This window comes from Bacillus sp. 5w2, assembly GCF_054353775.1.
Genome location: NZ_JBTIWT010000013.1, coordinates 12,744 through 38,396, shown reverse-complemented (window position 1 = coordinate 38,396; position 25,653 = coordinate 12,744). Strand labels below are relative to the sequence as shown.

Here is a 25,653-nt window from a genome sequence, read left to right as displayed (position 1 = left end):
CCATTCTAGCCGCTGGAGCTGGATAATACCTAAAAGCGGAAGCGGCTCGATTCCTTCCATCACTTAAACATAAAATCCCCTGCTAAATAGCAGGGGATTTTATCATTGTAATTCTTCCTTCTTTTCTTCTACAGTAGGCATTTTCTCTTTTTTCGGTTTCCCAAGCTTAATTACTAAGAAGTATAGGGAAAGCAATGTAATAAGAAAAACAATTAAAAACGGGTATGGAGAATAAAAAGCACGCGCTGCCTCCGTTTTTCCCGCGACAAACTTCAATGACTCAATATCTAAAAACTCAGCAAACATTTGTACACCGAGCATACTAAACCAAAAAACAAAAAAACTAATAATAATACCAAAAACTTGTTTCAATCTCGTCATCTATCTCATCCTTTCTATATATGTAATTTTTTAGCGCAATGAGTATAGTACAAACAAAACTATGTACAGAAAGGAACTATTTTATCATTCGCGAATTAACTTCATCCAACCTAAAATTGAAATTTGCAAAATAATACCCCAAATAATAAGCAGTCGTAACCATCTAGGAAAGAAAGTTACAAATTGAATATACCATTCCAATAACTTTTTCATAGCGCCCTCACCCTTAAAATTATATAGGAAAAAGGAGATATAATCCAAATCCAACCAAAATGATACCACCTACTATCTCACCATATGTACCGAGCATATCTTTCGCATGTCTACCAATTAATAAACCAATCCATGCTAATAACATACTAACAAATCCAAAAAGTAATATCGTAATAATTGTCTGTGCTCCGTAAATACCAAGACTAAGCCCTACTGAAAAACTATCTATACTAACGCCAAATGCAAATACGAATAAGCTAATTCCAATAGGGGCCGTTTTAGTCTCTTCATTCTCCAAAATAGAGGAATATACAATATAGAATCCTAGTCCAATTAATAAAATAGCACCTGCAAAATGTGCCATATCTCCATACTTCTCTGATAAAAAACGACCTAATACCATTCCTATAAATGGCATGATAATATGAAAAATCCCTATCGTCATACCGATATACAGGATTTGTCTTACCTTTAAGGTCATCATTCCCATACCAAGACTCACCGAGAACGCATCCATTCCTAAGGCGAATGCCATAATTATTAAAGGTAGTAGCTGTTCAAACGTCATTCATGTCCCTCCTCGGACGTGCTACTTCACAATATGCTTATCCGAGGAGAAATATTCTGTTTGCTAATCTTACCTTATCATTCAGTAATAATATGATGTCCTGCCGCTTTTGTTAAGCGATTCATAATTGCATTTCCTATTCCTTCATTCGGGAATGATTCGCTAAAAATAACATCCACTTCACTTGCATCAAACGTTCTAAGTACATCATATAATTTAGTCGCAACGCTAGCTAAATCACTTCGAACACCACAAGATAATATAACATCCGCGCTATACATATGCTGATACTCTTCTGTCGTTAATACCCCTACTTTAAATCCTTCTTCCTTTTTCTCATCCACAAGGTGCTGAATAAACTCACGTGACCCTTCAATAATACTAAGTGGCGCTTTCGGTGCATAATGTGTATATTTCATTCCAGGTGATTTTGGTTTTTCTTTCTCGTCCTTTAAAGCCGGATCTAAAGAAACAGTGCCAATCACCGCTTCCAATTGTTCTTTCGTAATCCCACCTGGACGTAATATCGTTGGAACAGCGCTTGTACAATCAATTACAGTCGATTCCACACCTACTCCTGTTGCACCACCATCTACAATACCTGCGATTTTCTCATTTAAATCTTCATATACGTGAGACGCTAGCGTCGGACTTGGGCGCCCAGAACGATTCGCACTCGGTGCCGCAACAGGTACATTTGCCTCCTCAATAAGAGCAAGCGCTACTGGATGATCAGGCATTCTTACTCCAACCGTATTAAGTCCTGCCGTCACCTTCTCTGAAATCCCCTCTTTTCTAGGTAAAATAATTGTTAACGGGCCTGGCCAAAAATGCTCCATTAACTTCTCTGCAACTGGCGGGATTTCCTTCACAATTCCATCTAATTGCGATTTTGTACCGATGTGGACAATAAGTGGATTATCACTCGGTCTTCCTTTCGCTTCAAAAATTTTCGCGATTGCTTCGTCATTCATCGCGTTCGCACCTAGTCCATATACCGTTTCTGTTGGGAAGGCAATTGCCTCGTTTTCCCTTAATAATTTTGCTGCTTCTTGTAACTGTGGATAATATTTTTTTCTTTCCACAACATTATCCACAACCCACATATTTGTATGCATTTTTTCCCACGTCCTTTTCTACCCTGAAATACTTGTCTATTTTTAGTTTACTATGAGATTTATCCAAAAGACAAACAAGGTTTATCCACAAAATGTGGATAAACCTAATTAATCCGTGGATAACTTTGTGAATAGCTGACAATTTAGTATTATTGCATTTGGCTCTTTTATATTTTTACAAAAGTGTTCTAACTGTCGAATTCCCTCTGGTACGTTTTCTTTCTCTATAGTAATAAAGTCAAAAAACTGAAAGATTGTTATAGATTGTGGATGATTTGTTAGTAAGTACAATTGTCGAATATTTTTTTCTTTCATATACCGCAAAAACATTTCAAAAAAATATAGGAAAGTCTGTTTATCCACATTAGGTGTGAATAAACAAGAACGAATAAGTGCATTTTCTTCACTTTGTTCATATCCAATGACAGCTCGTATTTCTTCCGCCTCTTCCAAAATCATAAATTGCGCGTATAACTCATTTATTTTATCATCTTTTTTATTAGCTTGTCCGAAAAAAGAATGCAATCTTTCCACATCCGCTTTCGTAGCAAAATATACCTTCTTCATAGTAAATCCCTCCTCTTTTTTATATATGAGAAGGGACCTATTAATAGTACTATTTAGAGAATAAAGATGTAAAAGCTTCTACAATAAATAACTTAACTTCTGGCTTTTCTTCTTCCTCTACTTTTACATACTCATTTTTCTTTTCTTGTTTTTGTTCCACAGGTTTCTCCATTTTATCCACAGTTTTTGTTTCTTCTTTACTTACAGGTTGTTCTTCTACCTTCATTTCATTTTTTACTACTTTCTTTTCAGACGCTGTTACTTTTTTTGCTACTTCCTGCTTTACAACTTTCTCTTCTTTCACCGCACCCTCTTTTTTCTCTTGTGTATCTACTACTTCCTCATCTAATTGTTTTCCCTGCTCCTCTTCAGGAGATTCAGCCTTCACCACATGTTCTTCTTTCCTTACAGCTGTACCACTTGAAAAATCTAAGAAACACATCGGTGGAAATAATACACACCACCAGTTTGCCCCTTCACCTTCCCCAATCGTAATCAATACTGCCTCATATTCCCCTGCTGGATAAATAAAATTCCCATATACCTTTGTAGGAAACTTTACATTCTTACTGAATTTCACTTGAAATGAATCTTTACTTCCTTCTTCTTTTAACGTATTTGCCACTGTTTTTTCGATTTCTGGAATATGACTTTGAATGACTTTACGCGCCTCTTCAAATGAAGTTAAATCCGCTACCCATCCATCAATTTGTGCTTTTACTTCATCACGCACTTTGCGCTTTAGCGCCTGATCTTTATCTGAATCACTATTTGCTAAAATCCGTAATCGAACGGCCTCTTTCGGAATAACTGAAGGCCCTTTCGCATCAGCTTTCATATATCCAAACTGCACAAGCAACTGTGCACCAATTAATAATAGAAGAAGATAAGCAATAACTTGTTTTTTCATTTCCTCCACCGTCCCTTCTACAAACAGTGTGGACAGACTTTCATCTTTCTAAACTATTAAATTCAAAATCTATATAAATTTTCCCACAAAAAAATAGAGTAAGGTGTGAACCTTACTCCATCTCTGCAAATACCATACGGTCTTTCCCATTAATATCAAAAACAACCTCAACATGAGCATGTGGAAAAGCTTGTTGTAACAGTCCCTTTACATCCTCACCTTGTCCTACTCCAATTTCAAATGCCACAATTGCTTTCTTCTGCAACACATTCGGCAATTCTTCCATAAAACGGCGATAGAAATCTAATCCGTCTTCACCGCCAACAAGCGCTCTCTTTGGCTCATGCTCCTTCACAACAGTAGAAAGACCACGCCAATCTTCCTCTGGTATGTACGGAGGATTGGAAACAACAACATCTAACTGCTGACCTGTTTCATAAAACGGAGACAGTAAATCGCCGTGATAGAAAGTTACATCCGCCCCTAAAGTCTTTGCATTTTCTTTTGCAACTTCAATCGACTCCTGCGCAATATCTACCGTATACACATGAAGATTTGTATTTTCTAAAGCAAGCGTAATAGAAATCGCTCCACTACCTGTTCCAATATCCGCTATGTGAAGCTCCTCATTACCGAAATGGCGCTTAATTCTCTCTAGCACTCCAACTATAAGTTCCTCTGTTTCCGGTCTTGGTATCAATACTTCTTCATTCACAAAGAATGATCGGCCATAAAACATTTCATAACCGAGCATATACTGGATCGGAGTACCTTCTACGTGCTTGTGGATAAATTCTGCAAAACTCTTCTCTTGTTCCGCAGTTATTTCTTCACGCATATTCATGAGCATCCCGGTTCTATTCGTCTTTAATACATGACAAAGGACAATTTCTCCCGCATTTTCATCTCGTCCATTTTCCTGTAAAAAAGAAGAAGCCCATTTCAGGGCTTCATAGACACGCATTACTCAGCTGCCTCCATCTTTTGAGCCTGATCTTCCATCACTAAGGCATTGATGAAGTCATCTAACTTACCTTGTAAGATTTGATCTAGCTTTTGAATCGTTAAACCGATTCGATGGTCTGTAACACGGTTTTGCGGGAAATTATACGTACGAATACGCTCTGAACGATCACCTGTACCAACAGCTTGCTTACGGTTTTGATCATATTCAGCTTGCGCTTCTTGTCTAAACTTATCATAAACACGTGCACGTAATACTTTCATTGCTTTTTCTTTGTTCTTAATTTGTGACTTCTCGTCCTGACAAGATACAACTACACCAGTCGGTAAATGCGTTAAACGTACCGCTGACATTGTTGTATTAACACTTTGTCCACCAGGACCACTAGAAGCAAATGTATCAACACGAACATCTTTTTCATGAATAGTAATTTCTACTTCTTCTGCCTCTGGTAATACAGCTACAGTTGCTGTAGATGTATGAATACGTCCACCAGATTCCGTTTCAGGAACACGTTGTACACGGTGAGCACCATTCTCGAATTTCAGCTTCGCGAAAGCACCTTTACCGTTAATCATAAAGATAATCTCTTTATATCCACCTAACTCTGTATAGCTCGCTTCGATAATTTCAGTTTTCCAACCTTGTACCTCAGCATAACGGCTATACATACGGTATAAGTCACCAGCAAATAAAGCGGCCTCGTCGCCACCAGCAGCTCCACGAACCTCAACGATAACGTTCTTATCATCATTAGGGTCTTTTGGAACAAGTAAAATTTTCAGACGTTCTGATAATGTTTTCTCTTGTCCTTCTAATTCAGAAACCTCTTCTTTTACCATATCACGCATATCAGCGTCTAACTTATCTTCTAACATTGCTTTTGCATCTCTTAATTGCTCACGAACATCTTTATACTCACGGTACACCTCTACCGTTTCCTGCATATCAGATTGTTCCTTTGAATACTCACGAAGCTTATTTGTATCGCTAATAACCTCTGGGTCACTTAACAATTCATTTAACTTCTCATAACGATCTTCTACAGCTTGCAAACGATCTAACACACCATTCACCTCTACATCCTAGTATCTAATACAAATAGTATATGGTACTTAATCAAAAAAACGCAAATTATATTTAAAAGCGCAGGCGGCTTGCTCAGAATCGCAGGCTATTTGGAACTCTCGACCTTGAAGCGTTCTTTGCCTCGCACGAAGAAGCGAAACCACCGACCATTCTAGCCAATGGAGCTAGATAATATTAAAAGCGCAGGCGGCTTGCTCAGCTCTGACTGCCTAAGGTTCTTAGCTATATATACGAAGAGCTGGCCCCAATCTTCATCTATTTTCGAAAAAAACCCGCTCTACATAGCGAGTTTCATTTATCTTTGTTTTGTAGGTACTGCATGACAATGACGACAACGTGGTTCATACGATTCTGAAGCCCCAACTAAAATAATTGGATCATCAAATGCCGCCGGTTCTCCATCGATTAAACGTTGCGTACGACTTGCAGGAGATCCGCATGCAGAACAAACTGCCTGCAATTTAGTTACATGTTCAGCAATCGCCATCAGCTGAGGAACTTGTCCAAATGGTAGACCACGGAAATCTTGGTCTAATCCAGCTACAATGACACGATAGCCACGATTTGCCAATACTTGCACCACTTCCACAATGTCCCCATCAAAAAATTGTACCTCATCGATTGCAATAACATCCATTTCTTCTGTTACATGGTTAAATATATCTTTTGAAGCTGAAACAGGAACTGCTTTAACCTTCAATCCATTATGTGATACAACATCTTCTTCACTATAACGATTATCAATACATGGTTTAAATACAATCGCATGTTGTTTCGCAAATTGTGTACGGCGTATACGGCGGATGAGCTCTTCTGATTTTCCAGAAAACATACTCCCGCAAATCACTTCAATCCAACCATTTTGATTCATTAAGTACATTGAGCTCTCCTTTCATCTACTTTCCTAATCCAAAGTAGGGTAAAGGTTTAATATTTTTTGCAAAAAAAACAGACAAGCGAATACATACACTTGCCTGTTTTATGTTCTTTATTACTTGATACCGTATTTCTTATTGAAGCGGTCAACACGTCCGTCTGCAGTAGCAAACTTCTGACGTCCAGTGTAGAATGGGTGAGAATCAGAACTGATCTCAATTTTTAGTAATGGATAAGTGTTACCATCTTCCCACTCAACAGTTTCGCTAGAGCCTTTAGTAGACCCGCTTAAGAATTTGAAGCCTGTGTTCGTGTCCATAAATACAACTTTATTGTAATTTGGATGGATTCCTGCTTTCATTCTTTTCATCTCCTTCCGCCCTGAATCATTTTCGAAACAGAGTTTTTCATCTTCAGCTGCTTACACAACTATATTGATGAAACACATATGATGAAATTATAACAAGGCTAACTCCATTTTGCAACTACCTGTTTTTGTCTTTTTAAAATTAAAAGTGGAGGCGGCTCGTTCAGCTCTGACTGGCTAAGGTTCGCTCGCACAAAATGTGCTCTTTACCTTTAGTGTGAGCGGTTCTTAGACACGAAGAGCTAGCCGCTGGAACTGGATATCAATTAAAAGCACAAGCGGCTCGCTCAGAATGGGAGGGGGATGGAGCTTCTGACGTAGAGGCGCTTTTTGCCTCGTAGGAAGAAGTGAAGCCACCGACCATTCTAGCCGCTGGAGCTGGATATTAGTTAAAAGCACAAGCGGCTCGTTCAGAATCCAGGACACTTCAAGCTCTCGACCCAAATATGATTTTTATCTCAAAAAACAAAATTTTCCCCATATATTACTCTCTCTAATATCCCCTTAAAAAACATAAAAAACTCGCTTATCACAAAATAAGCGAGTCCCAATCTTTTCCCTTTACTTAGTTGTTACATACCTTTTCGAGTCTGCAACAATGTTTTGTAAAAATTCTTCATTTGTCTTTGTTTGACGAAGTTTACGTAAAAAACCTTCGACAAAGTCTGGTGTATCACGCATTGTTTTACGAATACCCCATAGCTTGTCTAAATGTTCTTTCGGAATTAATAGATCTTCTTTACGTGTACCAGAACGGCGAATATCAATTGCCGGGAAGATACGACGCTCAGCTAATGAACGATCTAAGTGAAGTTCCATATTTCCAGTTCCTTTAAATTCTTCGTAAATTACATCGTCCATACGAGATCCTGTATCAACAAGCGCTGTTGCTAAAATCGTTAAGCTACCGCCTTCTTCAATATTACGTGCAGCTCCAAAGAAACGCTTCGGTCTATGGAAGGCAGCTGGGTCGATACCACCCGATAATGTTCTACCACTTGGCGGAATAACAAGGTTGTAAGCTCGCGCTAAACGGGTAATACTATCCATTAAAATGATAACATCTTTTTTGTGCTCTACAAGACGCATTGCACGTTCTAACACAAGCTCCGCTACTTTAATATGATTTTCTGGTACTTCATCAAAAGTAGAACTTACAACATCTCCTTTAACAGAACGTTCAATGTCTGTTACTTCCTCTGGACGCTCATCAATTAAAAGTACAATTAATTCAGCTTCCGGGTGATTTGTTGTAACACTGTGTGCGATTTCTTTTAATAGACTTGTTTTACCAGCCTTTGGAGGCGCGACAATTAAACCACGTTGTCCAAATCCAACTGGTGCGATTAAATCCATGATGCGTGTCGGTAACTTTTTCGGTTCCGTTTCCAATTTCATTTGGCGATCTGGGTATAATGGTGTTAATGCAGGGAAATGTACACGCTCTTTTGCTGACTCTGGATCATCTCCGTTTACAGCTTCAACTTGTAATAATCCAAAATAGCGTTCATTTTCTTTCGGAGGTCGTACTTTACCAGAAACCTTATCTCCATTACGTAAATCGAAACGACGAATTTGCGAAGCTGAGATATAAATATCTTCTGAGCTTGGAGAATAGTTGATAGGACGTAGGAATCCAAATCCTTCTGATTGAATAATTTCTAATACGCCTTCCATGAAGAAGAAACCTTCTTTTTCTGCTCGAGCTTTTAAGATAGCGAAGATTAACTCTTTTTTCGTTAATTTGCTATAATACGAAATCTTAAATTCTTTCGCAAGCTCGTATAACTCTTTTAATTTCATGTTTTCTAATGCTGCAATTGACAAATTCATTCAGACACCACACTTTAACGTTATTCTCTTTTCACATGGGTAAAGGGAAAAAATACGGAAGGCAAATAATTAATAATGAAAGGCAATAAGTTCAAGTAGGGTAATATTCACTATTGTAACCCTTTTATCTAGTTTTAATCAATACGTTGAAACACAAATACAAGAAGCGAAGACAAGAAAATTTGTCTTCGCTTTTTATATTTCTCTCTTTTTTCTACTTACCCTATTTTAAATGGCAATAAATAAGGTATTTATGCTTCTAAAAGAGCCACTTCCACTTTTTATCTAATCCAGTTCCAGCGGCTAGAATCTCTGGTCATTTCACTCTCTCACTCGAAGCAAAGAGCGCTTCAAGGTCGAGAGTTCCAATGCCCTGCGATTCTAAACGAACCGCTTCCACTTTTTATTCAATCCAGCTTCAGCAGCTAGAATGGTCGGTGGCTTCACTTCTTCCCCCTCCCATTCTGAACGAGCCGCTTCCACTTTTTACTTAATAACCAAGTTCGGTTTTTTATTCAAGCTATGACGTCCGTCTACGAAGCGTACTGTGCCTGATTTCGCGCGCATAACAAGGGATTGTGTTGTTCCAACGCTACCTTTAAATTGAACGCCGCGTAATAGTTCTCCGTCTGTTACGCCTGTTGCTGCAAAGATTGCATCGTCACCTTTTACTAAGTCTTCCATACGCAGAATACGATTTATATCTTCAATACCCATTTTTTTACAACGAGCTAATTCAGCTTCATTTTGAGGCAGAAGCTTTCCGTGGATTTCTCCACCTAAACATTTTAATGCAACTGCCGCTAATACACCCTCAGGTGCTCCACCAGAGCCGAATAAAATATCTACACCTGTGCGATCAAATGCAGTATTGATTGCGCCAGCTACGTCTCCATCATTAATCAATTTAATGCGAGCACCAGCTTTACGAATTTCTTCGATAATCGCTTGATGACGTGGACGGTTTAAAACTGTCGCTACAACATCTTCAATATCTTTATTTTTCGCTTTCGCAACCGCACGTAAGTTATCGATAATAGGCGCATCAATATCGACCGCCCCAACCGCTTCTGGGCCAACCGCGATTTTATCCATGTACATGTCAGGAGCATGTAACAAATTACCATGATCTGCAATTGCAATAACAGCAAGAGCATTCCATCCACCAGCTGCTACAATATTTGTCCCTTCTAAAGGATCAACTGCAACGTCTACACGTGGTCCATATCCTGTACCTAATTTCTCTCCGATATACAGCATTGGTGCTTCGTCCATCTCACCTTCACCAATTACAACTGTACCTTTCATCGGAATTGTATCAAATACATCACGCATAGCTGATGTTGCTGCACCGTCTGCCTCATCCTTTTTCCCGCGCCCCATCCAACGCGCTGATGATAATGCTGCAGCCTCTGTTACACGTACTAACTCCATAGATAAACTTCTTTCCACGATAATCCCTCTCCTTTAAGTCTTTATATTTCTGCCGTATTTTGTGAACCGTGTTTTTCTATAAAGTGTACTTCCGCAAGTAGTGATGCTTCGCTTCCCCCTTGCGGAAATATCACTTATGCGTTCTTCATCTCTTCAATTTCTTGACTTGTCATTTGTTCTCGCCAAATGTTTGCGCCAAGCCCTTTAAGCTTGTCTACTATATTTTCATAACCTCGATCAATATGCTCAAGTCCGGTTACTTCTGTAATTCCATCCGCCATTAACCCTGCAATAACAAGGGCCGCTCCAGCTCGTAAATCACTCGCTTTCACTTTTGCACCTTGCAATAAAACGGGACCAGTTACAATTGCCGAACGACCTTCTACTTTAATTTGTGCATTCATACGACGTAACTCATCAATGTGTTTAAAGCGCGCGCCGTAAATCGTATCCGTTACAACACCCGTCCCATGCGCCTTTGTTAAAAGCGTCGTAAATGGTTGTTGTAAATCTGTTGGGAATCCTGGATATACAAGCGTTTTTATATCAACTACTTTTAACCTTCTATTACCGTTCACTGTAATTTGGTCATCATTCGTTTCAACTTGGACACCAGCTTCTCTTAACTTCGCCGTAACTGACTCTAAATGCTGAGGAATAACATTATCAACCGTTACTTCTCCTCCTGATGCAGCTCCTAAAATCATATACGTACCCGCTTCAATACGATCCGGAATGATAGTATGGTGACAACCATGCAGTGAATCCACACCATCAATTCGAATTACATCTGTGCCAGCACCTTTAATGCGTGCACCCATGCTTGTTAACAATGTAGCTACATCAATAATCTCTGGCTCTTTCGCTGCGTTTTCAATAACAGTTCTACCTTTCGCTCGCACAGCTGCTAGCATAATATTAATCGTAGCTCCTACACTAACAACATCTAAATAAATACGTGCCCCGCGCAATTCATCTGCTCTTAAATAAATCGCACCCTGTTCATTCGTAACATGTGCACCTAACGCTTCAAACCCTTTAATATGCTGATCAATCGGCCTCGGTCCTAAATGACATCCACCCGGAAGCCCAATAACAGCTTTTTTAAAACGGCCAAGCATCGCACCCATTAAATAATAAGAAGCACGCAATTTTTTCACTTTTCCATTCGGTAAAGGCATCGCAACCATGTTAGAAGGATCGACTACCATCTCTTCCTCCTGTCCATAAGTTACTCTTCCTCCAATTTCTTCTAGCAAGTCTCCTAACATTTTCACGTCCGAAATATTAGGGACACCACCAATAGTTACTGGAGTATCTGCTAAAATTGTCGCTGGAATTAGTGCAACGGCGCTGTTCTTTGCACCACTCACTCGAATTGTTCCATTTAAAGCTCTTCCGCCTTCAATTAGCAATTTTTCCATATTGAGCTCCCTTCTTGTGAATGTATTTACTTTCTATATCTTTATAGAAAGCTCCCCTTAAGAATCTCACTCACTCACTCTTCCACCCTAAAACTCAATAAATAGGAAACCATTATCTTCATTTCTCCCGTAATACGAATAGATAAAGATTAACTATTCATCGAATTTACTTTATAAACTTAGATACATTATCACATTTATTAATAGGACTATGCACATTATTTTCTATTTCAAAAACAAAATGATAAAAATCTTTAGACTTGTTCACGCTTTCATTATACAACGAAAGGAAACCGTCTAAAAGACTAGACGGTTTCCAAAACGGAATTTTATTCTTACGCTTTACCGTTAGAACCGAATTCACGCATTTTACCAGCAACAGTTGCTTTAATAGCGTCGCGGCCAGGTCCAATAAATTTACGTGGATCGTAAACTTCTTGGTCTTTGTTTAATACTTCACGAACAGCTTTTGTAAACTCGATTTGGTTCTCAGTGTTTACGTTAATTTTTGAAGTACCTAAAGAGATAGCTTTTACGATATCAGCAGTTGGGATACCAGTACCACCGTGTAATACTAAAGGTACACCAGTGAAGTCACGAACTTGTTCCATTTCAGCGAATCCTAAGTTAGGCTCACCTTTGTAAGGACCGTGTACAGAACCTAAAGCTGGAGCTAGGCAATCGATACCTGTTGCTTCAACAAGGTGCTTACACTCTGCTGGATCAGCGTAAATTACGCCTTCAGCGATGATGTCGTCTTCTTGTCCGCCAACTGTTCCAAGCTCAGCTTCAACAGATACGTTACGAGCGTGTGCGTATTCTACTACTTTTTTAGTAGTTTCAACGTTTTCTTCGAATGGGTGGTGAGAAGCGTCGATCATTACAGATGTGAAACCTGCATCGATTGCTTCTTTACATTTTTCGAAGCTTGAACCATGGTCAAGGTGAATCGCTACAGGAACAGTGATGTTCATTTCTTCGATTAAAGCTTTAACCATAGCTACAACTGTTTTGAAACCAGTCATATGACGAGCTGCACCCTCAGATACACCTAGGATTACAGGAGATTTTTCTTCTTCCGCAGCAGCTAAGATAGCTTGAGTCCACTCTAAGTTGTTCATGTTGAATTGACCAACTGCGTATTTTCCTTCTAGTGCTGTGTTTAGCATTTCTTTCATAGAAACTAAAGGCATGGTGAATCCTCCTAAAAAACGTTTTTTGTATCCGATAAGTTCTTATCGCTGGTAGTATGACCAGAATAAGGTAAAATATGTATATTTACATACCGGACTTTTTTCTACACTCAATAGGATAACAACTTGTACTCAAAAACTCAACCGTATTCACCTGCTCAATAGTCCATGTAAACGCTTTTTTCCATATTTTTTATAAAAAATTCATTTTTTACGCCTCTACAGCAAGCTGATCTCTCACTGCTTGACGAATCTCATCAATATCAAACGGTTTAGCAAAGTGCATTAAAGCTCCTAAATCTTTTGCTTCTTGGATCATATCAAGCTCTCCATAAGCAGTCATTAAAATTACTTTAATACTCTCATCAATTTCCTTTACATGTTTTAAAATCTCTATACCATCCATACCTGGAATTTTCATATCTAACACTACTAAATCTGGATTATCTTTTTTCACGATATCTAAAGCTTGAAATCCATTCGCTGCTTGGAATGTCTGATAACCTTCTTTTTGGAACACTTCATGTAATAACACACGAATGCCATACTGATCATCAACGATTAAAATTTTCCCTTCCATAACTCCCAACCTTTCTGTATAAATACAAGATTTAAAGCTTCTTATATCTTAACGATTAATTTTCGATATTCTTTGGCAAATTCCTTCCTATTCTTTCTTATTTTACCGTTTCCTATTTTGTTATGCTACCCTTCGATTTCACCTTTCTAAAAAAATAAACTATAATGAAAGCCGGTAAACACGTACGAAAGGGAGTAACATTATGTTAAAAATTTTTTCAACTCAATTAAGTGGTTATTTCTCCAGAGTTTCTCAAAAAGAAGAAATGAATATAGAAGATAGCGCCCGTCTACTTGCTCAAGCATTAGTTGGCGACGGCTTCATTTATTTACATGGTACAAACGAAATGGAGGGCGTTATTGCTGAGGCGCTATTTGGCGCTGAACCAATGAAGCAAGCAAAACGATTATTTGAAGATGGTAAAGAAGTAGAAGTAACTTCTGCAGATCGTGTACTTCTTATTAGCCGTTTTTCAACAGATGAAGAAGTTGTAGCAATTGCAAAAAAACTTCAAGCAAATGGACACTCTATTGTCGGCATCTCTGCTATTCAAGAAGGTACTGAATCACTAGAACAATATACAGATATACATATTGATACAAAGCTGTTAAAAGGTCTTATTCCAGACGATGAAGGCAATCGCTACGGATTCCCAAGTTTAATGATAGCTATATTTGCATATCACGGGATCAAATTTACAATCGATGAAATGTTAAATGAATATTAAAAAAAGCGCCCTATTTCAGGCGCTTTTTTTTTATTACTTGCTCTCTTTATTCGTAATAGAAGCACTTACGAAATCATGGAACAATGGTTGTGGACGGTTTGGACGAGATACAAGTTCTGGATGGAACTGTGCTGCCACGAACCAAGGGTGGTCTTTTAATTCAATGATTTCAACTAGACGGCCGTCTGGGCTTGTACCAGAGAATACAAATCCTGCTTTTTCCATATCCGGACGGAATTGATTGTTGAACTCATAACGATGACGATGACGCTCATATACAACCGGCTCATTATAAGCATTGTAAGCATTTGTTTCTTCAGTAAGCTTACATGGGTATAGGCCAAGACGAAGTGTACCGCCTAAGTCTTCTACATCTTTTTGTTCTGGTAATAAGTCAATGATTGCATAAGGTGTGTCAGGATTAATTTCAGAAGAGTTAGCTCCTTCTAATCCTAATACGTTACGTGCAAATTCGATTGATGCAAGTTGCATACCTAAGCAAATTCCTAAGAATGGTACTTTGTTTTCACGAGCATATTGAATTGCAACGATTTTACCTTCTACACCACGATCGCCGAAGCCACCTGGTACAAGGATACCATCTGTGTCACCAACTAATTCTTGTACGTTCTCTGCTGTTACGTGCTCAGCGTTTACCCATTTCACTTCTACATCTGTGTCGAATGAATAACCCGCATGACGAAGCGCTTCTACAACAGAAATGTATGCATCTTGAAGCTCTACGTATTTACCAACAAGAGCGATTTTTGTTTTCTTAGAAAGGTTACGTACTTTATCAACTAGCGCAGTCCACTCTGTCATATCTGCAGCTGGATTGTCTAATTTTAAGTGATCGCAAACGATTTGGTCCATATTTTGCTCTTGAAGAGATAATGGAACTGCATATAAAGTATCTGCATCGCGTGCTTCGATAACTGCTTTTGTATCAATGTCACAGAATAATGCAAGCTTGTCTTTCATATCTTGAGAAACAGGAAGTTCTGTACGAACAACGATAATATTTGGTTGAATACCTAAGCTACGAAGCTCTTTAACGCTATGTTGCGTTGGTTTTGTTTTCATTTCACCCGCTGCTTTTAAGTACGGGATTAACGTACAGTGAATGTACATTACATTGTCACGACCGATGTCGCTCTTAATTTGACGGATTGCTTCTAAGAATGGTAGAGACTCGATGTCACCAACAGTTCCACCGATTTCTGTAATAACAACGTCCGCGTTTGTTTCGCGACCAGAACGGTATACGCGCTCTTTAATTTCGTTAGTAATGTGAGGAATAACTTGAACTGTTCCTCCTAGGTATTCACCACGACGCTCTTTTTGAAGAACTGAAGAGTAAATTTTACCTGTTGTTACGTTGCTATATTTGTTTAAGTTGATGTCGATGAAACGCTCATAGTGACCAAGGTCTAAGTCAGTTTCTGCACCATCGTCTGTTACGAATACCTCACCGTGTTGGTATGGGCTCATAGTCCCTGGGTCTACGTTAATGTATGGATCAAACTTTTGAATCGTTACGTTTAAACCACGATTTTTTAAAAGTCTTCCAAGAGATGCTGCTGTAATACCTTTTCCTAAAGACGATACTACACCGCCTGTTACAAAAATATACTTAGTCATGAAAAAGCTCCCTCCTATTTTGCTGTTATATAATCACCGTTGCAAAGCGCAACGTATGTAGATAACACTGTATCCATCTTATTGTTAGACTCTTTTTATTTTCTAAACAAAAAACAAAAAAGAAAATTGCTCCCCTCATCACATAAAGTAATAAGTAGGGAGCAATTTTCTTTTATATTTACACTTTAAAAGTATTATCGTCCTTTTTTAAAGAGCCCAAAAATGATTCTACATGGACGATAATGAAAAGTCAAGAACTACAGTTCTTCCTCTTCTTCTTCTTCAGTTTCATCGTACTCAAGTTCTTCTTCGGCGAAGTCATCTTCATCATCTTCATCTAAATCATCAAGATCATCGTCATCTCCGTCTTCTTCTTCAAGAACCTTGTCCAAATCTTCTACCTCTTCTTCATTTCCGTCTGCATCGTCGAAGTCTTCATCTTCTTCGATGTAGTCGTCAAAACCGTCCTCTTCAACTTTACGTTTCTTCTTCGGTTTTGGCTGAGGTAAGATTTCTTCATCAATTTGCTCATATGGGTACCAGCTGCGTAGCCCCCAACGATTTTCTCCTAAATTAATGAAACGTCCATCGATGTTTAAATCTGTATAAAATTGTGCGAGTTTCGCATTAACTTGCTCTTGAGATAGTCCCAGCACTTGAGCGATTTCTCGAACCAACTCGTTGAATGTCGTTGCTTGTCTTTTATCCCCTAAAACGCTATGTACAACTTCAATCATTGAACATTCTTTTAGCTCTTCTGGTGAATATTGCTTAAAATTCACTTATGCGGCACTTCCTTTCTTCAAATATAACCTTATATATAACGGTCTGCTTAAAAAAATCCATACTATTCATTATAAACAAAAGTCGCACAAATATGCTACAAAAAAAACGGGAAACTTTAATATGGTAATAAAATTATAATTTGTCTATTCCTTATTTCGGAAACATATGCGCTCCTTGCAGTACATACCTAATTTGCATTTCTGTATATTCTTCAAGCGTATACAGTTTTTGCAGGGCCCAACGTCTAAATCCCCACATTTGTCCTTGTATGAAAATGTTATGTGCAAGAAGCTGTATTTCCTTTTTATTTAATGTAAATGTACCATTTTCCGTACACTGTTCTAAAATATTCTCAAACATTCCTACCATTTGAAACTCCTTTTCTAATACATACGGGAGTGATTCTTTCGGTAAAAAACGTACCTCTTGATACATAATTAATACTTCTTCTTGCAATTCATCCATCACTTTAAAGTAATTCGTTATCGCTATCTTTAAGCTTTCTATACTTCCCTTCTCTGTACACACTACTTCCTCTAATCTTTCTTTTACATGTTCATAAATACTATCACAAACTAAATACAAAACATCATCTTTCGTACGAATGTACTCATAAAGCGTCCCTATACTAAATCCAGCTGCCTTTGCAATCTCTCTCGTTGTTGTACGTGGAAATCCTTTTTGCTTAAACAATTGCACCGCACCTTTAATCATTTGTTCACGCCTTAACGCGACTAATTTTTCATCTTTCACGGACGCATGTACATTATGTTTAACCATCCCCTTCACCTCTCTCTATTATTTTTTGGAAGGAAAAAGCGTAGGAAAATACCTACGCTTTTGCTCCTACTTCGTTAACATACGAGAAATTACGAGCCTTTGAATCTCTTGTGTTCCTTCATAGATCTGTGTAATCTTTGCATCTCGCATATAACGCTCTACTGGATAATCTTTCGTATAACCGTAACCACCAAATACTTGTACCGCTTCAGTCGTCACCTTCATCGCTGTATCGCCAGCAAATACTTTTGACATCGCTGACTCTTTCCCATACGGAAGCCCTTCCGATTCAAGCCAAGCCGCTTGGTATGTTAGAAGACGCGCCGCCTCCACATCCGTTGCCATATCTGCAAGTTTAAAGCCAATTCCTTGCTGCGCTGCAATTGGTTTCCCAAACTGATGACGCTCTCTTGCATATTCTACAGAAGCATCTAAAGCCCCCTGTGCAATACCAACCGCTTGCGCCGCAATACCATTACGACCACCATCTAATGTTTGCATCGCTACCTTAAACCCTTGTCCTTCTTCACCAAGTAAATTCTCTACAGGAATACGACAATCTTCGAACATAATTTCAGTTGTTGGTGAAGAGCGAATCCCTAACTTGCTTTCCTTCTTCCCAACCGAAAATCCTAGCGTATCACTCTCCACAATAAATGCACTCGTGCCGCGCTGCTTCGAATCAGGATCTGTTAATGCAAAAACAACATAAATATCGGCAATGCCACCATTTGTAATAAAGATTTTCGAACCATTTAAAATGTAATGGTCTCCATCTCGTTTTGCAGTCGTCCTCATTCCACCAGCATCTGATCCAGAGCTTGGTTCTGTTAAGCCATATGCACCAATTTTCTTCCCTTCAGCCATTGGGCGCAAAAACTTTTGTTTTTGCTCTTCCGTTCCAAATTTAAAAATCGGCCAACCAGCAAGCGAAGTATGTGCAGACAGTGTTACACCTGTTGAAGCACAAACGCGAGATAATTCTTCGACAGCGATTACATACGCCAAGTAATCGCTTCCAATTCCGCCGTATTCTTCAGGCCACGGAATACCGGTTAAACCAAGCTCTGCCATTTGATCAAATAGTGCACGATCAAATCTCTCTTCTTCATCACGCTCAGCTGCCGTCGGTGCTACTTCGTTCTTAGCAAAATCCCGAACCATCTTTCTTATCATTTCATGTTCTTCTGATAGTTTAAAATGCATTCCCGTCTCCCCCTTATCCTTTTATAAAGATCGACTAATAACAAGTTTCTGTATCTCACTCGTTCCTTCATATATTTGCGTGATCTTTGCATCACGGAAAAATCGTTCTACTGGATAGTCTTTCGTATAACCGTAACCACCAAATACTTGCACCGCTTCAATCGCAACTTCAACAGCCGTCTTAGAAGCGAATAATTTCGCAATAGAAGCTTCTTTACCGCATGGTAATCCTTGTGCTCTTAGCGATGCCGCTCTATATACGAGTAATCGCGCTGCTTCTACACTAGTTGCCATATCCGCAAGTTTGAATCCGATTCCTTGCTGCGCCGCAATTGGCTTTCCGAATTGCTCACGTTCTTTCGCATAATCAATTGCACATGCAAGCGCCGCTTCAGCGATCCCTAACGCCTGTGCACCGATTCCAATTCGTCCAACATCTAAATTCGCCATCGCTACCTTAAATCCTTGTCCTTCTTCACCAAGTAAATTCTCAGCTGGCACTTTCATATCTTCGAACGTAAGTTGTACTGTACGAGAACCGAGAAGGCCCATTTTATGCTCATCTTTGCCGATAATTAAGCCCGGTGTATCTTTTTCTACTATAAATGCAGAAATCCCACTTTTTCCTGCCTCTGGGTTTGTAGAAGCGAATACAATGTATGTACTTGCTTCACCGCCATTTGTAATGAACACTTTCGATCCATTAATAATGTAATGATCACCCTTCTTCACAGCTCTTGATTTCAAACTCCCTGCATCTGATCCTGCATTGGGTTCTGTTAATGCAAATGCGCCTAAATATTCACCAGTCGCAAGTTTAGAAACATATTTCTCTTTCTGTTCTTCTGTTCCGAAATATAAAATTGGGTTCATTCCAACTGACGTATGTACAGCTAAAATTACACCAACTGTTGCGCTTACCTTTGAAATTTCTTCAATTGCTAAAATGTAAGAAATAAAATCCATTTCTGCGCCGCCGTATTTTGCAGGCGCTGGAATACCCATTAGTCCAAGCTCACCCATCTTCTGCAAAATCTCTTTCGGGAACACCCCTTGTTCCATACTAGGAACAAAGGGAGCTATTTCCTTCTGTGCAAAATCTCGAACCATTTTCCTCATCATTTGCTGCTCTTCATTAAAACGAAAGTTCATATACTCCGCCTCCATTTGCTATATACCCTTTTAATAATTTGGTAAGACCACTGTTTTGTAACAAAGGGGAATTTATTCGTAAACGTAGAAACCACGACCTGTTTTACGTCCTAACCATCCTGCATTTACGTACTTACGTAGTAATGGACACGGGCGATATTTACTATCACCTAAGCCTTCATGTAACACTTCCATAATGTATAAACATGTATCTAAACCGATAAAATCAGCTAGCGTAAGCGGCCCCATCGGATGATTCATACCAAGTTTCATTACTTCATCAATGGCTTCTTTCGTCGCTACACCTTCATATAACGTATAAATTGCTTCGTTAATCATCGGTAATAAAATACGGTTCGATACAAATCCAGGGAAATCATTTACTTCAACTGGGACTTTCCCGATCTTTTTCGTGATGTCTTCAATCGTTTCATATACTGCATCATCTGTAGCCAAACCACGAATGATTTCAACAAGTTTCATAACTGGAACGGGATTCATAAAGTGCATACCGATTACTTTTTCTGGACGTTTCGTTACCGCTGCAATTTCTGTAATTGGCAGAGATGACGTATTCGTCGCTAAAATTGCGTGTTCTGGAGCAATTTCATCTAGATTCGCAAAGATTTTCTTTTTAATATCCATTTTCTCAACAGCCGCTTCAATAATAAGGTCCGCTTCCTTCACACAATCTAAATCAAGCGTTACTGTAAGACGATTTAACGTTGCTTCCTTCTCTTCTTCCTTCATGCGTCCTTTTTCTACTTGGCGCGCTAAGTTTTTCGTAATAATAGCCAATCCTCTGTCTAATTGCTCTTGTTTTAAATCTTGTACCTTCACATCATATCCTGCCATTGCACATACTTGCGCAATTCCCGATCCCATTTGTCCCGCACCAATTACAACTATTTTTTGTACACCCATTCTTTCTTCCCCCTTAATATAAGTCTGTAATAAATGAATCGTTTTCTCGCCGTAAATTAATGAACCTCAATCATCACTGCATCACCTTGACCGCCACCGCTACAAATCGAAGCAATTCCAATTCCGCCTCCGCGCTGCTTCAGGGCGTGGATAAGTGTAACAATAATGCGCGCTCCGCTTGCTCCAATCGGATGTCCCATCGCCACTGCGCCGCCATTTACATTCAATTTTTCTGGGTCAATTCCTGCAATCTCTGTACTTGCAATTGCTACCGCCGCAAAGGCTTCATTAATCTCGAATAAATCGATATCTTCAATTGTCTTGCCTGTTTTTTTCAACAATTCGTTAATTGCATAACCTGGCGTTCTTGGGAAATCTTTTGATTCTACCGCGATTGCCGCGTGCGCCAAAATCGTTGCTAATGGCTTTCTTCCTTCTTGCTTCGCTCTGTCTTCGCTCATTAGTACAAGTGCAGCACCACCATCGTTTAGTCCTGGCGCATTACCAGCTGTCACCGCCGCTGTCTTATCAAATACAGGTTTTAATTTCGCTAATTTTTCAATTGTTGTATCCTCGCGTGGTGCCTCATCCTTTGCAACGACAATAGGATCGCCTTTTCTTTGCGGAATCGTTACTGGCACAATTTCCTCTTCAAAACGTCCTTCTTTATGCGCTGAAACCGCACGCTGATGGCTACGATATGCCCATTCATCTTGCGCTTCGCGAGAGATTCCATCTTCCTTCGCAACTTCTCCGCCATAAACACCCATGTGTATACCTGAAAATGCGCATGTTAAACCGTCAGCTACGTTTAAATCAATAACTTCGTTGTTGCCCATTCTGTATCCCCATCTTGCTCCGCGTAAAATGTAAGGACTGTTACTCATCGACTCCATACCGCCAGCTACAATCAGTGATTGATCACCAGTACGAATAATTTGATCCGCTAACGTAACCGCACGAAGCCCTGATGCACAAACTTTATTCACTGTTTCCGTCTGGACTTCCCAAGGGATTCCAGCAGCCCTCGCAGCTTGGCGCGATGGAATTTGTCCCTGTCCACCTTGAATAACCGTTCCAAATATAACTTCCTCAACATCATTAGCAGAAACATTTGCTCTTTCAAGCGCGGCTTTAATTGCAATTCCTCCAAGTTCTGTTGCTTTTACGTCTTTTAAAGATCCTCCAAATTTCCCAACCGGTGTTCTTGCAGCACTTAAAATAACTGTTTTACTCATGTTTCTTTCCCCCATTTCATTTTTTAGCACTGAGCGCTCGCTCGGTATTCTTACGTTGAGAAGAGGTGCAACCATTGCACCTCTCTCTAAAGTTGTATACATGCTTGCAGATTACATCGCTTCTTTCTTCTGTCCGATAACAGAGCGTTCTAAAATCTCTGTTACATCAAGAGTTTGAACCTTCTCTTCTACTTCTTTCGCTTTCGTCCCATCACTAATCATCGTTAAGCAATATGGACAACCTGTACCGATAATGGATGGCTGCACAGCTAGTGCTTGTTCTGTACGAGCAACGTTAATACGAGAACCTGCTGTTTCCTCCATCCACATTAAGCCACCACCTGCGCCACAGCACATTCCGGTTTCACGGTTACGTGCCATTTCTACAAGATTCACACCAGGAATTGCTTTCAAAATATCGCGTGGTGCTTCGTATACTTCGTTGTATCTTCCTAAGTAACAGGAATCATGGTACGTAACTGTTTCCTCAATTGCGTGAACAGGTTTTAAGCGTCCTTCTTTCACCCACTGAGCTAACAATTCTGTATGATGATAGACTTCTGCTTGCAAGCCAAAGTCTGGATACTCATTTTTAAATGTGTTATAAGCATGAGGATCAATCGTAACGATTTTCTTCACTCCTGCTTTTTCAAATTCTTCGATATTCTTTGTTGCCATTTCTTGGAAGATGAATTCATTTCCAAGGCGGCGCGGTGTATCTCCAGAGTTCTTTTCTTTATTACCGAGAATCGCGAATGAAATGCCTGCCTCGTTCATTAACTTCGCAAACGATATCGCAATCTTCTGACTACGATTGTCGTATGATCCCATCGAACCAACCCAGAATAAATATTCAAACTCCTCGCCAGCTTTCGATTTTTCTTTTACAGTTGGAACTGTTACTTCATCATCACCTTGGCGCCATGTTTCACGCTCTTTACGGTTTAGACCCCACGGATTCCCTTGACGCTCGATGTTCGTCATCGCACGCTGCGCTTCCGCGTCCATCTTTCCTTCTGTTAAAACAAGATAGCGGCGTAAATCAATAATTTTGTCAACATGCTCATTCATAACTGGACACTGGTCTTCACAGTTACGGCACGTTGTACAAGCCCAAATCTCTTCTTCTGTAATAACGTCTCCGATTAAACTCGGATCGTAAGCGAGTGTTGTAGCTGCTGATTCTTGTTGCCCTTTCCCAGCTGCCATCATCGCTAACTGATTTCCTTGTGTATTATTAAAAGCAACTACTGGAACCCACGGTGCTTTTGATGTTACAGCCGCTCCTTTATCAGTTAAATGATCGCGAAGTTTTAAAATTAAATCCATCGGCGATAACATTTTCCCTGTTCCGGTTGCCGGGCACATATTTGTACAGCGACCACACTCTACGCAAGCGTATAAATCGATAAGCTGATTTTGTCTAAAGTCTTCAATTTTACCAACACCAAATGTTTCTTGTGTTTCATCTTCAAAATCGATCTTTTCAAGTTTCCCTGGGTTTGAAAGACGACCGAAGAATACATTAGCTGGTCCTGCAATTAAATGCGCGTGTTTTGATTGTGGTACATACACTAAAAACGTTAACAAAATTAGTAGATGCACCCACCAAGAGAAATAGAACACAGAAATGGCTACGGTTTCATTTATACCCGAGAAAACGTAAGCGATTACAGAAGCGATTGGTTCACTCCATGAAAGCTCCTCGCCGTGCCATATAATCCCCATTCCATTACCGAGTAGCACAGAAATCATTAAGCCACCAATAAAGATAAGGACAAGGCCTGATTTGAAATTACGTTTTAAACGAACTAGCTTCTCGACATAACGTCTATGAAAAGCCCAAAAGACTGCAATTAAAATAACAAGTGTGACAATTTCCTGGAAGAATGTAAATGCAGGGTATAGTGGTCCAAGTGGAAGATGTGATCCTGGTGCGAGTCCTTTCCAAACGAAGTCAATTGCTCCAAATTGGACAAGAATAAATCCGTAAAAGAACATAACGTGAATAATGCCGCTTTTCTTATCTTTCAGCAGCTTTTTCTGACCGAAAACATTTACCTTAAGAAGATCCCAACGCTCTTTAAAACGACGGTCAAATTCAATCTTTTTTCCTAACTGTATGTAGGCCATTCTCGTTCGTATAAGATATACAAACAAATATCCCGCATAAGCAATAACAGCAATGGCAGCCAGCCAATTCATGATCAGTAAGCTATTCATTTTTATGCTACCCCTCTCTTTGTAAGCCCTCTTTCTTTTTTAGAATCTTCAAAAACATATAATTTTCTGAATTTTATCCCCTACCTTCATTATATAATGAGTGAGCATTCAGTCAACAGTTTTTTGTTATACAACAACATATTTTTTCATAAAGCTGTTTATTTCGGTGAAACTATAAAGTGAAACTTTAATTAGCCGGAAAAGTGAAGGTGAAAAGAATGCAAAGGAGGGAATTCACTCATGTTCTTCGTATCTCTCTTGTTAATATGCGTTACTCTTTGGATCACAATTGACCTTTTATATGGGAGGCTTCTTCATTTAAAACGTGTGCGCTCTCGTACTTTCCCTTTACGCCAAAGTGATTTTCACCTTTATACATACGGAAAAGATTTGTATGACGCCCTATTTACTGATATAAAACAAGCGAAACACCATGTGCACGTTTTGTTCTTCATTGTAAAAAACGATAAGATTAGTCGGGAATTTTTAAAGCTACTTATCGTTAAGGCACAGGAAGGAATTGAAGTAAGACTTTTACTCGATCGATTTGGGAGCCATCATTTATCAAACGAGGACATTCGCTCCCTACAAAAACATGGTGTCTCTTTTTCATTTTGTCACAAAGTGAAATTTCCTTTTCCTTTCTTTTCTGCAAATCAAAGAAACCATAGAAAAATTACAGTTATTGACGGGAAAATTGGTTATATTGGCGGATTTAATATTGGAGAAGAATATTTAGGGCATAATCAAAAATTAGGATTATGGCGCGATTATCATTTACGTCTTACAGGCGAAGGAGTACAAGATTTACAAAAGCAATTTTTACATGATTGGCTCGACGATACGGGTCAAAATTTATTAGATTCACCTATTTATTTTCCTAAGCAACAACCAGGAATCATTCTACATCAATTTATTCCAACCGATGGGGCATATTTACAACATACTTTTTTAGACTTAATTGAAAATACGAAAGAAGAACTCTTTATCGGTACACCATATTTCATTCCTGGAAAAAAAATTATGAACGCATTATTACAAGCACGAAAACGTGGGGTTCAAATAACGATTCTCGTTCCAGAAAAAGCTGATCACGCCCTTGTTCGAGAAGCGAAATTCCCGTATTGCCGAAAGTTAATACAAGCCGGGTGTAATATTTACGCATTTCAACAAGGTTTTTTTCACGCTAAAGTTATTATAGCGGACGATTATATTTGTGATATCGGAACTGCAAACTTTGATATGAGAAGTTTATATATTAACCATGAAATCAACTGTCTTTTATATGATAAACCTTTTATACAAACAGTAAAAAACAAATTCCATGAAGATCTAGAAAACGCGTCATTACTTTCCTTTAAAGATGTTAGCCCGCATTCTCTTATTGATAGAGGAAAAGAATGGGTAGGAACGATACTTGCTTTCTTCCTATAGGAAAGATAATGAATAAAGGAGATGC

General features: G+C 39.1%; 25 protein-coding genes. 2 read left to right on the top strand and 23 right to left on the bottom strand.

The features are described 5' to 3' along the window. Nucleotides 1-102: 102 nt before the first annotated feature. The 15 genes from ACXY7N_RS20000 to spo0F all read right to left on the bottom strand — a co-directional run bounded on the left by ACXY7N_RS20000 (nt 103) and on the right by spo0F (nt 13,517). A complete protein-coding gene (locus tag ACXY7N_RS20000) occupies nt 103-381 on the bottom strand; it encodes a DUF3935 domain-containing protein (RefSeq protein WP_016136092.1) in 279 nt (92 codons plus the stop codon). Nucleotides 382-465: 84 nt separating this feature from the next. Further along, the gene (locus tag ACXY7N_RS19995) at nt 466-594 is read right to left on the bottom strand and encodes a hypothetical protein (RefSeq protein ID WP_255290081.1); all 129 of its coding nucleotides are present in this window, start codon (nt 592-594) and stop codon (nt 466-468) included. Between the two features lie 19 nt (nt 595-613). Continuing rightward, a complete protein-coding gene (locus ACXY7N_RS19990; RefSeq protein WP_016136093.1) occupies nt 614-1,162 on the bottom strand; it encodes a manganese efflux pump MntP in 549 nt (182 codons plus the stop codon). A 77-nt stretch (nt 1,163-1,239) separates the two neighbouring features. Further along, nucleotides 1,240-2,280 carry an L-threonylcarbamoyladenylate synthase gene (locus tag ACXY7N_RS19985; RefSeq protein WP_016136094.1) on the bottom strand — a complete coding sequence of 347 codons (1,041 nt, stop codon included), beginning with the start codon at nt 2,278-2,280 and terminating at the stop codon, nt 1,240-1,242. Between the two features lie 108 nt (nt 2,281-2,388). Then, complete coding sequence (locus ACXY7N_RS19980; RefSeq protein ID WP_016085465.1) at nt 2,389-2,847, bottom strand: GNAT family N-acetyltransferase; 459 nt, start codon at nt 2,845-2,847, stop codon at nt 2,389-2,391. A 49-nt stretch (nt 2,848-2,896) separates the two neighbouring features. Beyond that, on the bottom strand, nt 2,897-3,757 hold the full coding sequence (gene spoIIR / locus ACXY7N_RS19975) for a stage II sporulation protein R (RefSeq protein ID WP_016136095.1): 861 nt from the start codon (nt 3,755-3,757) through the stop codon (nt 2,897-2,899). Between the two features lie 112 nt (nt 3,758-3,869). Continuing rightward, nucleotides 3,870-4,721, bottom strand: coding sequence for a peptide chain release factor N(5)-glutamine methyltransferase (prmC, locus tag ACXY7N_RS19970; RefSeq protein ID WP_016136096.1), 852 nt, complete (start codon nt 4,719-4,721; stop codon nt 3,870-3,872). Then, the gene (gene prfA / locus ACXY7N_RS19965) at nt 4,721-5,788 is read right to left on the bottom strand and encodes a peptide chain release factor 1 (protein ID WP_016085462.1); all 1,068 of its coding nucleotides are present in this window, start codon (nt 5,786-5,788) and stop codon (nt 4,721-4,723) included. Before prfA ends, prmC begins: the two co-directional genes overlap by 1 nt. Nucleotides 5,789-6,105: 317 nt before the next feature. Then, on the bottom strand, nt 6,106-6,690 hold the full coding sequence (locus tag ACXY7N_RS19960; RefSeq protein ID WP_000281086.1) for a thymidine kinase: 585 nt from the start codon (nt 6,688-6,690) through the stop codon (nt 6,106-6,108). 111 nt (nt 6,691-6,801) lie between these two features. Next, entirely contained in the window at nt 6,802-7,047 is a 246-nt protein-coding gene (locus ACXY7N_RS19955; protein WP_000643447.1) for a type B 50S ribosomal protein L31, read from the bottom strand. 567 nt (nt 7,048-7,614) lie between these two features. Beyond that, complete coding sequence (rho, locus tag ACXY7N_RS19950) at nt 7,615-8,886, bottom strand: transcription termination factor Rho (RefSeq protein ID WP_001053898.1); 1,272 nt, start codon at nt 8,884-8,886, stop codon at nt 7,615-7,617. Between the two features lie 486 nt (nt 8,887-9,372). Continuing rightward, nucleotides 9,373-10,338, bottom strand: coding sequence for a class II fructose-bisphosphatase (gene glpX / locus ACXY7N_RS19945; RefSeq protein ID WP_000442336.1), 966 nt, complete (start codon nt 10,336-10,338; stop codon nt 9,373-9,375). Between the two features lie 116 nt (nt 10,339-10,454). Beyond that, on the bottom strand, nt 10,455-11,744 hold the full coding sequence (gene murA / locus ACXY7N_RS19940; protein WP_000413265.1) for a UDP-N-acetylglucosamine 1-carboxyvinyltransferase: 1,290 nt from the start codon (nt 11,742-11,744) through the stop codon (nt 10,455-10,457). Between the two features lie 335 nt (nt 11,745-12,079). After that, the gene (locus ACXY7N_RS19935) at nt 12,080-12,937 is read right to left on the bottom strand and encodes a class II fructose-bisphosphate aldolase (RefSeq protein WP_001131859.1); all 858 of its coding nucleotides are present in this window, start codon (nt 12,935-12,937) and stop codon (nt 12,080-12,082) included. A gap of 211 nt (nt 12,938-13,148) precedes the next feature. Then, nucleotides 13,149-13,517 carry a sporulation initiation phosphotransferase Spo0F gene (gene spo0F, locus ACXY7N_RS19930; RefSeq protein WP_000398592.1) on the bottom strand — a complete coding sequence of 123 codons (369 nt, stop codon included), beginning with the start codon at nt 13,515-13,517 and terminating at the stop codon, nt 13,149-13,151. A 202-nt stretch (nt 13,518-13,719) separates the two neighbouring features. Between spo0F and ACXY7N_RS19925 the strand changes: the two genes are divergently transcribed. Next, entirely contained in the window at nt 13,720-14,244 is a 525-nt protein-coding gene (locus tag ACXY7N_RS19925; RefSeq protein WP_488592575.1) for a DUF2529 domain-containing protein, read from the top strand. A gap of 33 nt (nt 14,245-14,277) precedes the next feature. Here the strand turns inward: ACXY7N_RS19925 and pyrG are convergent, their stop codons facing one another. The 8 genes from pyrG to ACXY7N_RS19885 form a co-directional block, all read right to left on the bottom strand. Continuing rightward, complete coding sequence (pyrG, locus tag ACXY7N_RS19920; RefSeq protein ID WP_016085459.1) at nt 14,278-15,885, bottom strand: CTP synthase; 1,608 nt, start codon at nt 15,883-15,885, stop codon at nt 14,278-14,280. 257 nt (nt 15,886-16,142) lie between these two features. Continuing rightward, the gene (rpoE, locus tag ACXY7N_RS19915; protein ID WP_016136942.1) at nt 16,143-16,667 is read right to left on the bottom strand and encodes a DNA-directed RNA polymerase subunit delta; all 525 of its coding nucleotides are present in this window, start codon (nt 16,665-16,667) and stop codon (nt 16,143-16,145) included. Nucleotides 16,668-16,821: 154 nt separating this feature from the next. Continuing rightward, on the bottom strand, nt 16,822-17,451 hold the full coding sequence (locus ACXY7N_RS19910) for a TetR/AcrR family transcriptional regulator (RefSeq protein ID WP_000238598.1): 630 nt from the start codon (nt 17,449-17,451) through the stop codon (nt 16,822-16,824). Between the two features lie 66 nt (nt 17,452-17,517). Beyond that, nucleotides 17,518-18,657 carry an acyl-CoA dehydrogenase AcdA gene (gene acdA, locus ACXY7N_RS19905; RefSeq protein WP_016136097.1) on the bottom strand — a complete coding sequence of 380 codons (1,140 nt, stop codon included), beginning with the start codon at nt 18,655-18,657 and terminating at the stop codon, nt 17,518-17,520. Between the two features lie 21 nt (nt 18,658-18,678). Further along, nucleotides 18,679-19,809, bottom strand: a complete 1,131-nt coding sequence (locus ACXY7N_RS19900; RefSeq protein WP_016085456.1) for an acyl-CoA dehydrogenase — start codon at nt 19,807-19,809, stop codon at nt 18,679-18,681. A gap of 72 nt (nt 19,810-19,881) precedes the next feature. Beyond that, the gene (locus tag ACXY7N_RS19895) at nt 19,882-20,733 is read right to left on the bottom strand and encodes a 3-hydroxybutyryl-CoA dehydrogenase (RefSeq protein ID WP_000538860.1); all 852 of its coding nucleotides are present in this window, start codon (nt 20,731-20,733) and stop codon (nt 19,882-19,884) included. A 56-nt stretch (nt 20,734-20,789) separates the two neighbouring features. Beyond that, nucleotides 20,790-22,073, bottom strand: coding sequence for an acetyl-CoA C-acetyltransferase (locus ACXY7N_RS19890; RefSeq protein WP_098413044.1), 1,284 nt, complete (start codon nt 22,071-22,073; stop codon nt 20,790-20,792). Nucleotides 22,074-22,082: 9 nt separating this feature from the next. Further along, on the bottom strand, nt 22,083-24,194 hold the full coding sequence (locus ACXY7N_RS19885) for a (Fe-S)-binding protein (RefSeq protein WP_488592574.1): 2,112 nt from the start codon (nt 24,192-24,194) through the stop codon (nt 22,083-22,085). A gap of 240 nt (nt 24,195-24,434) precedes the next feature. Here ACXY7N_RS19885 and cls point away from each other — a divergent pair, with 240 nt between their 5' ends. Further along, nucleotides 24,435-25,628 carry a cardiolipin synthase gene (gene cls, locus ACXY7N_RS19880; protein WP_088084623.1) on the top strand — a complete coding sequence of 398 codons (1,194 nt, stop codon included), beginning with the start codon at nt 24,435-24,437 and terminating at the stop codon, nt 25,626-25,628. Nucleotides 25,629-25,653: the final 25 nt, after the last annotated feature.

Coding starts and splice junctions, on each gene's coding strand:
- ACXY7N_RS19935 (WP_001131859.1), bottom strand. CDS start 12,937: ATGCCTTTAGTTTCTATGAAAGAAATGCTAAACACAGCACTAGAAGGA.
- ACXY7N_RS19900 (WP_016085456.1), bottom strand. CDS start 19,809: ATGAACTTTCGTTTTAATGAAGAGCAGCAAATGATGAGGAAAATGGTT.
- ACXY7N_RS19995 (WP_255290081.1), bottom strand. CDS start 594: ATGAAAAAGTTATTGGAATGGTATATTCAATTTGTAACTTTCTTTCCT.
- prmC (WP_016136096.1), bottom strand. CDS start 4,721: ATGCGTGTCTATGAAGCCCTGAAATGGGCTTCTTCTTTTTTACAGGAA.
- ACXY7N_RS20000 (WP_016136092.1), bottom strand. CDS start 381: ATGACGAGATTGAAACAAGTTTTTGGTATTATTATTAGTTTTTTTGTT.
- pyrG (WP_016085459.1), bottom strand. CDS start 15,885: ATGACTAAGTATATTTTTGTAACAGGCGGTGTAGTATCGTCTTTAGGA.
- ACXY7N_RS19985 (WP_016136094.1), bottom strand. CDS start 2,280: ATGCATACAAATATGTGGGTTGTGGATAATGTTGTGGAAAGAAAAAAA.
- ACXY7N_RS19890 (WP_098413044.1), bottom strand. CDS start 22,073: ATGTATACAACTTTAGAGAGAGGTGCAATGGTTGCACCTCTTCTCAAC.
- ACXY7N_RS19885 (WP_488592574.1), bottom strand. CDS start 24,194: ATGAATAGCTTACTGATCATGAATTGGCTGGCTGCCATTGCTGTTATT.
- ACXY7N_RS19990 (WP_016136093.1), bottom strand. CDS start 1,162: ATGACGTTTGAACAGCTACTACCTTTAATAATTATGGCATTCGCCTTA.
- ACXY7N_RS19910 (WP_000238598.1), bottom strand. CDS start 17,451: ATGGTTAAACATAATGTACATGCGTCCGTGAAAGATGAAAAATTAGTC.
- rho (WP_001053898.1), bottom strand. CDS start 8,886: ATGAATTTGTCAATTGCAGCATTAGAAAACATGAAATTAAAAGAGTTA.
- spo0F (WP_000398592.1), bottom strand. CDS start 13,517: ATGGAAGGGAAAATTTTAATCGTTGATGATCAGTATGGCATTCGTGTG.
- acdA (WP_016136097.1), bottom strand. CDS start 18,657: ATGCATTTTAAACTATCAGAAGAACATGAAATGATAAGAAAGATGGTT.
- ACXY7N_RS19980 (WP_016085465.1), bottom strand. CDS start 2,847: ATGAAGAAGGTATATTTTGCTACGAAAGCGGATGTGGAAAGATTGCAT.
- ACXY7N_RS19895 (WP_000538860.1), bottom strand. CDS start 20,733: ATGGGTGTACAAAAAATAGTTGTAATTGGTGCGGGACAAATGGGATCG.
- ACXY7N_RS19925 (WP_488592575.1), top strand. CDS start 13,720: ATGTTAAAAATTTTTTCAACTCAATTAAGTGGTTATTTCTCCAGAGTT.
- spoIIR (WP_016136095.1), bottom strand. CDS start 3,757: ATGAAAAAACAAGTTATTGCTTATCTTCTTCTATTATTAATTGGTGCA.
- ACXY7N_RS19955 (WP_000643447.1), bottom strand. CDS start 7,047: ATGAAAGCAGGAATCCATCCAAATTACAATAAAGTTGTATTTATGGAC.
- ACXY7N_RS19960 (WP_000281086.1), bottom strand. CDS start 6,690: ATGTACTTAATGAATCAAAATGGTTGGATTGAAGTGATTTGCGGGAGT.
- cls (WP_088084623.1), top strand. CDS start 24,435: ATGTTCTTCGTATCTCTCTTGTTAATATGCGTTACTCTTTGGATCACA.
- murA (WP_000413265.1), bottom strand. CDS start 11,744: ATGGAAAAATTGCTAATTGAAGGCGGAAGAGCTTTAAATGGAACAATT.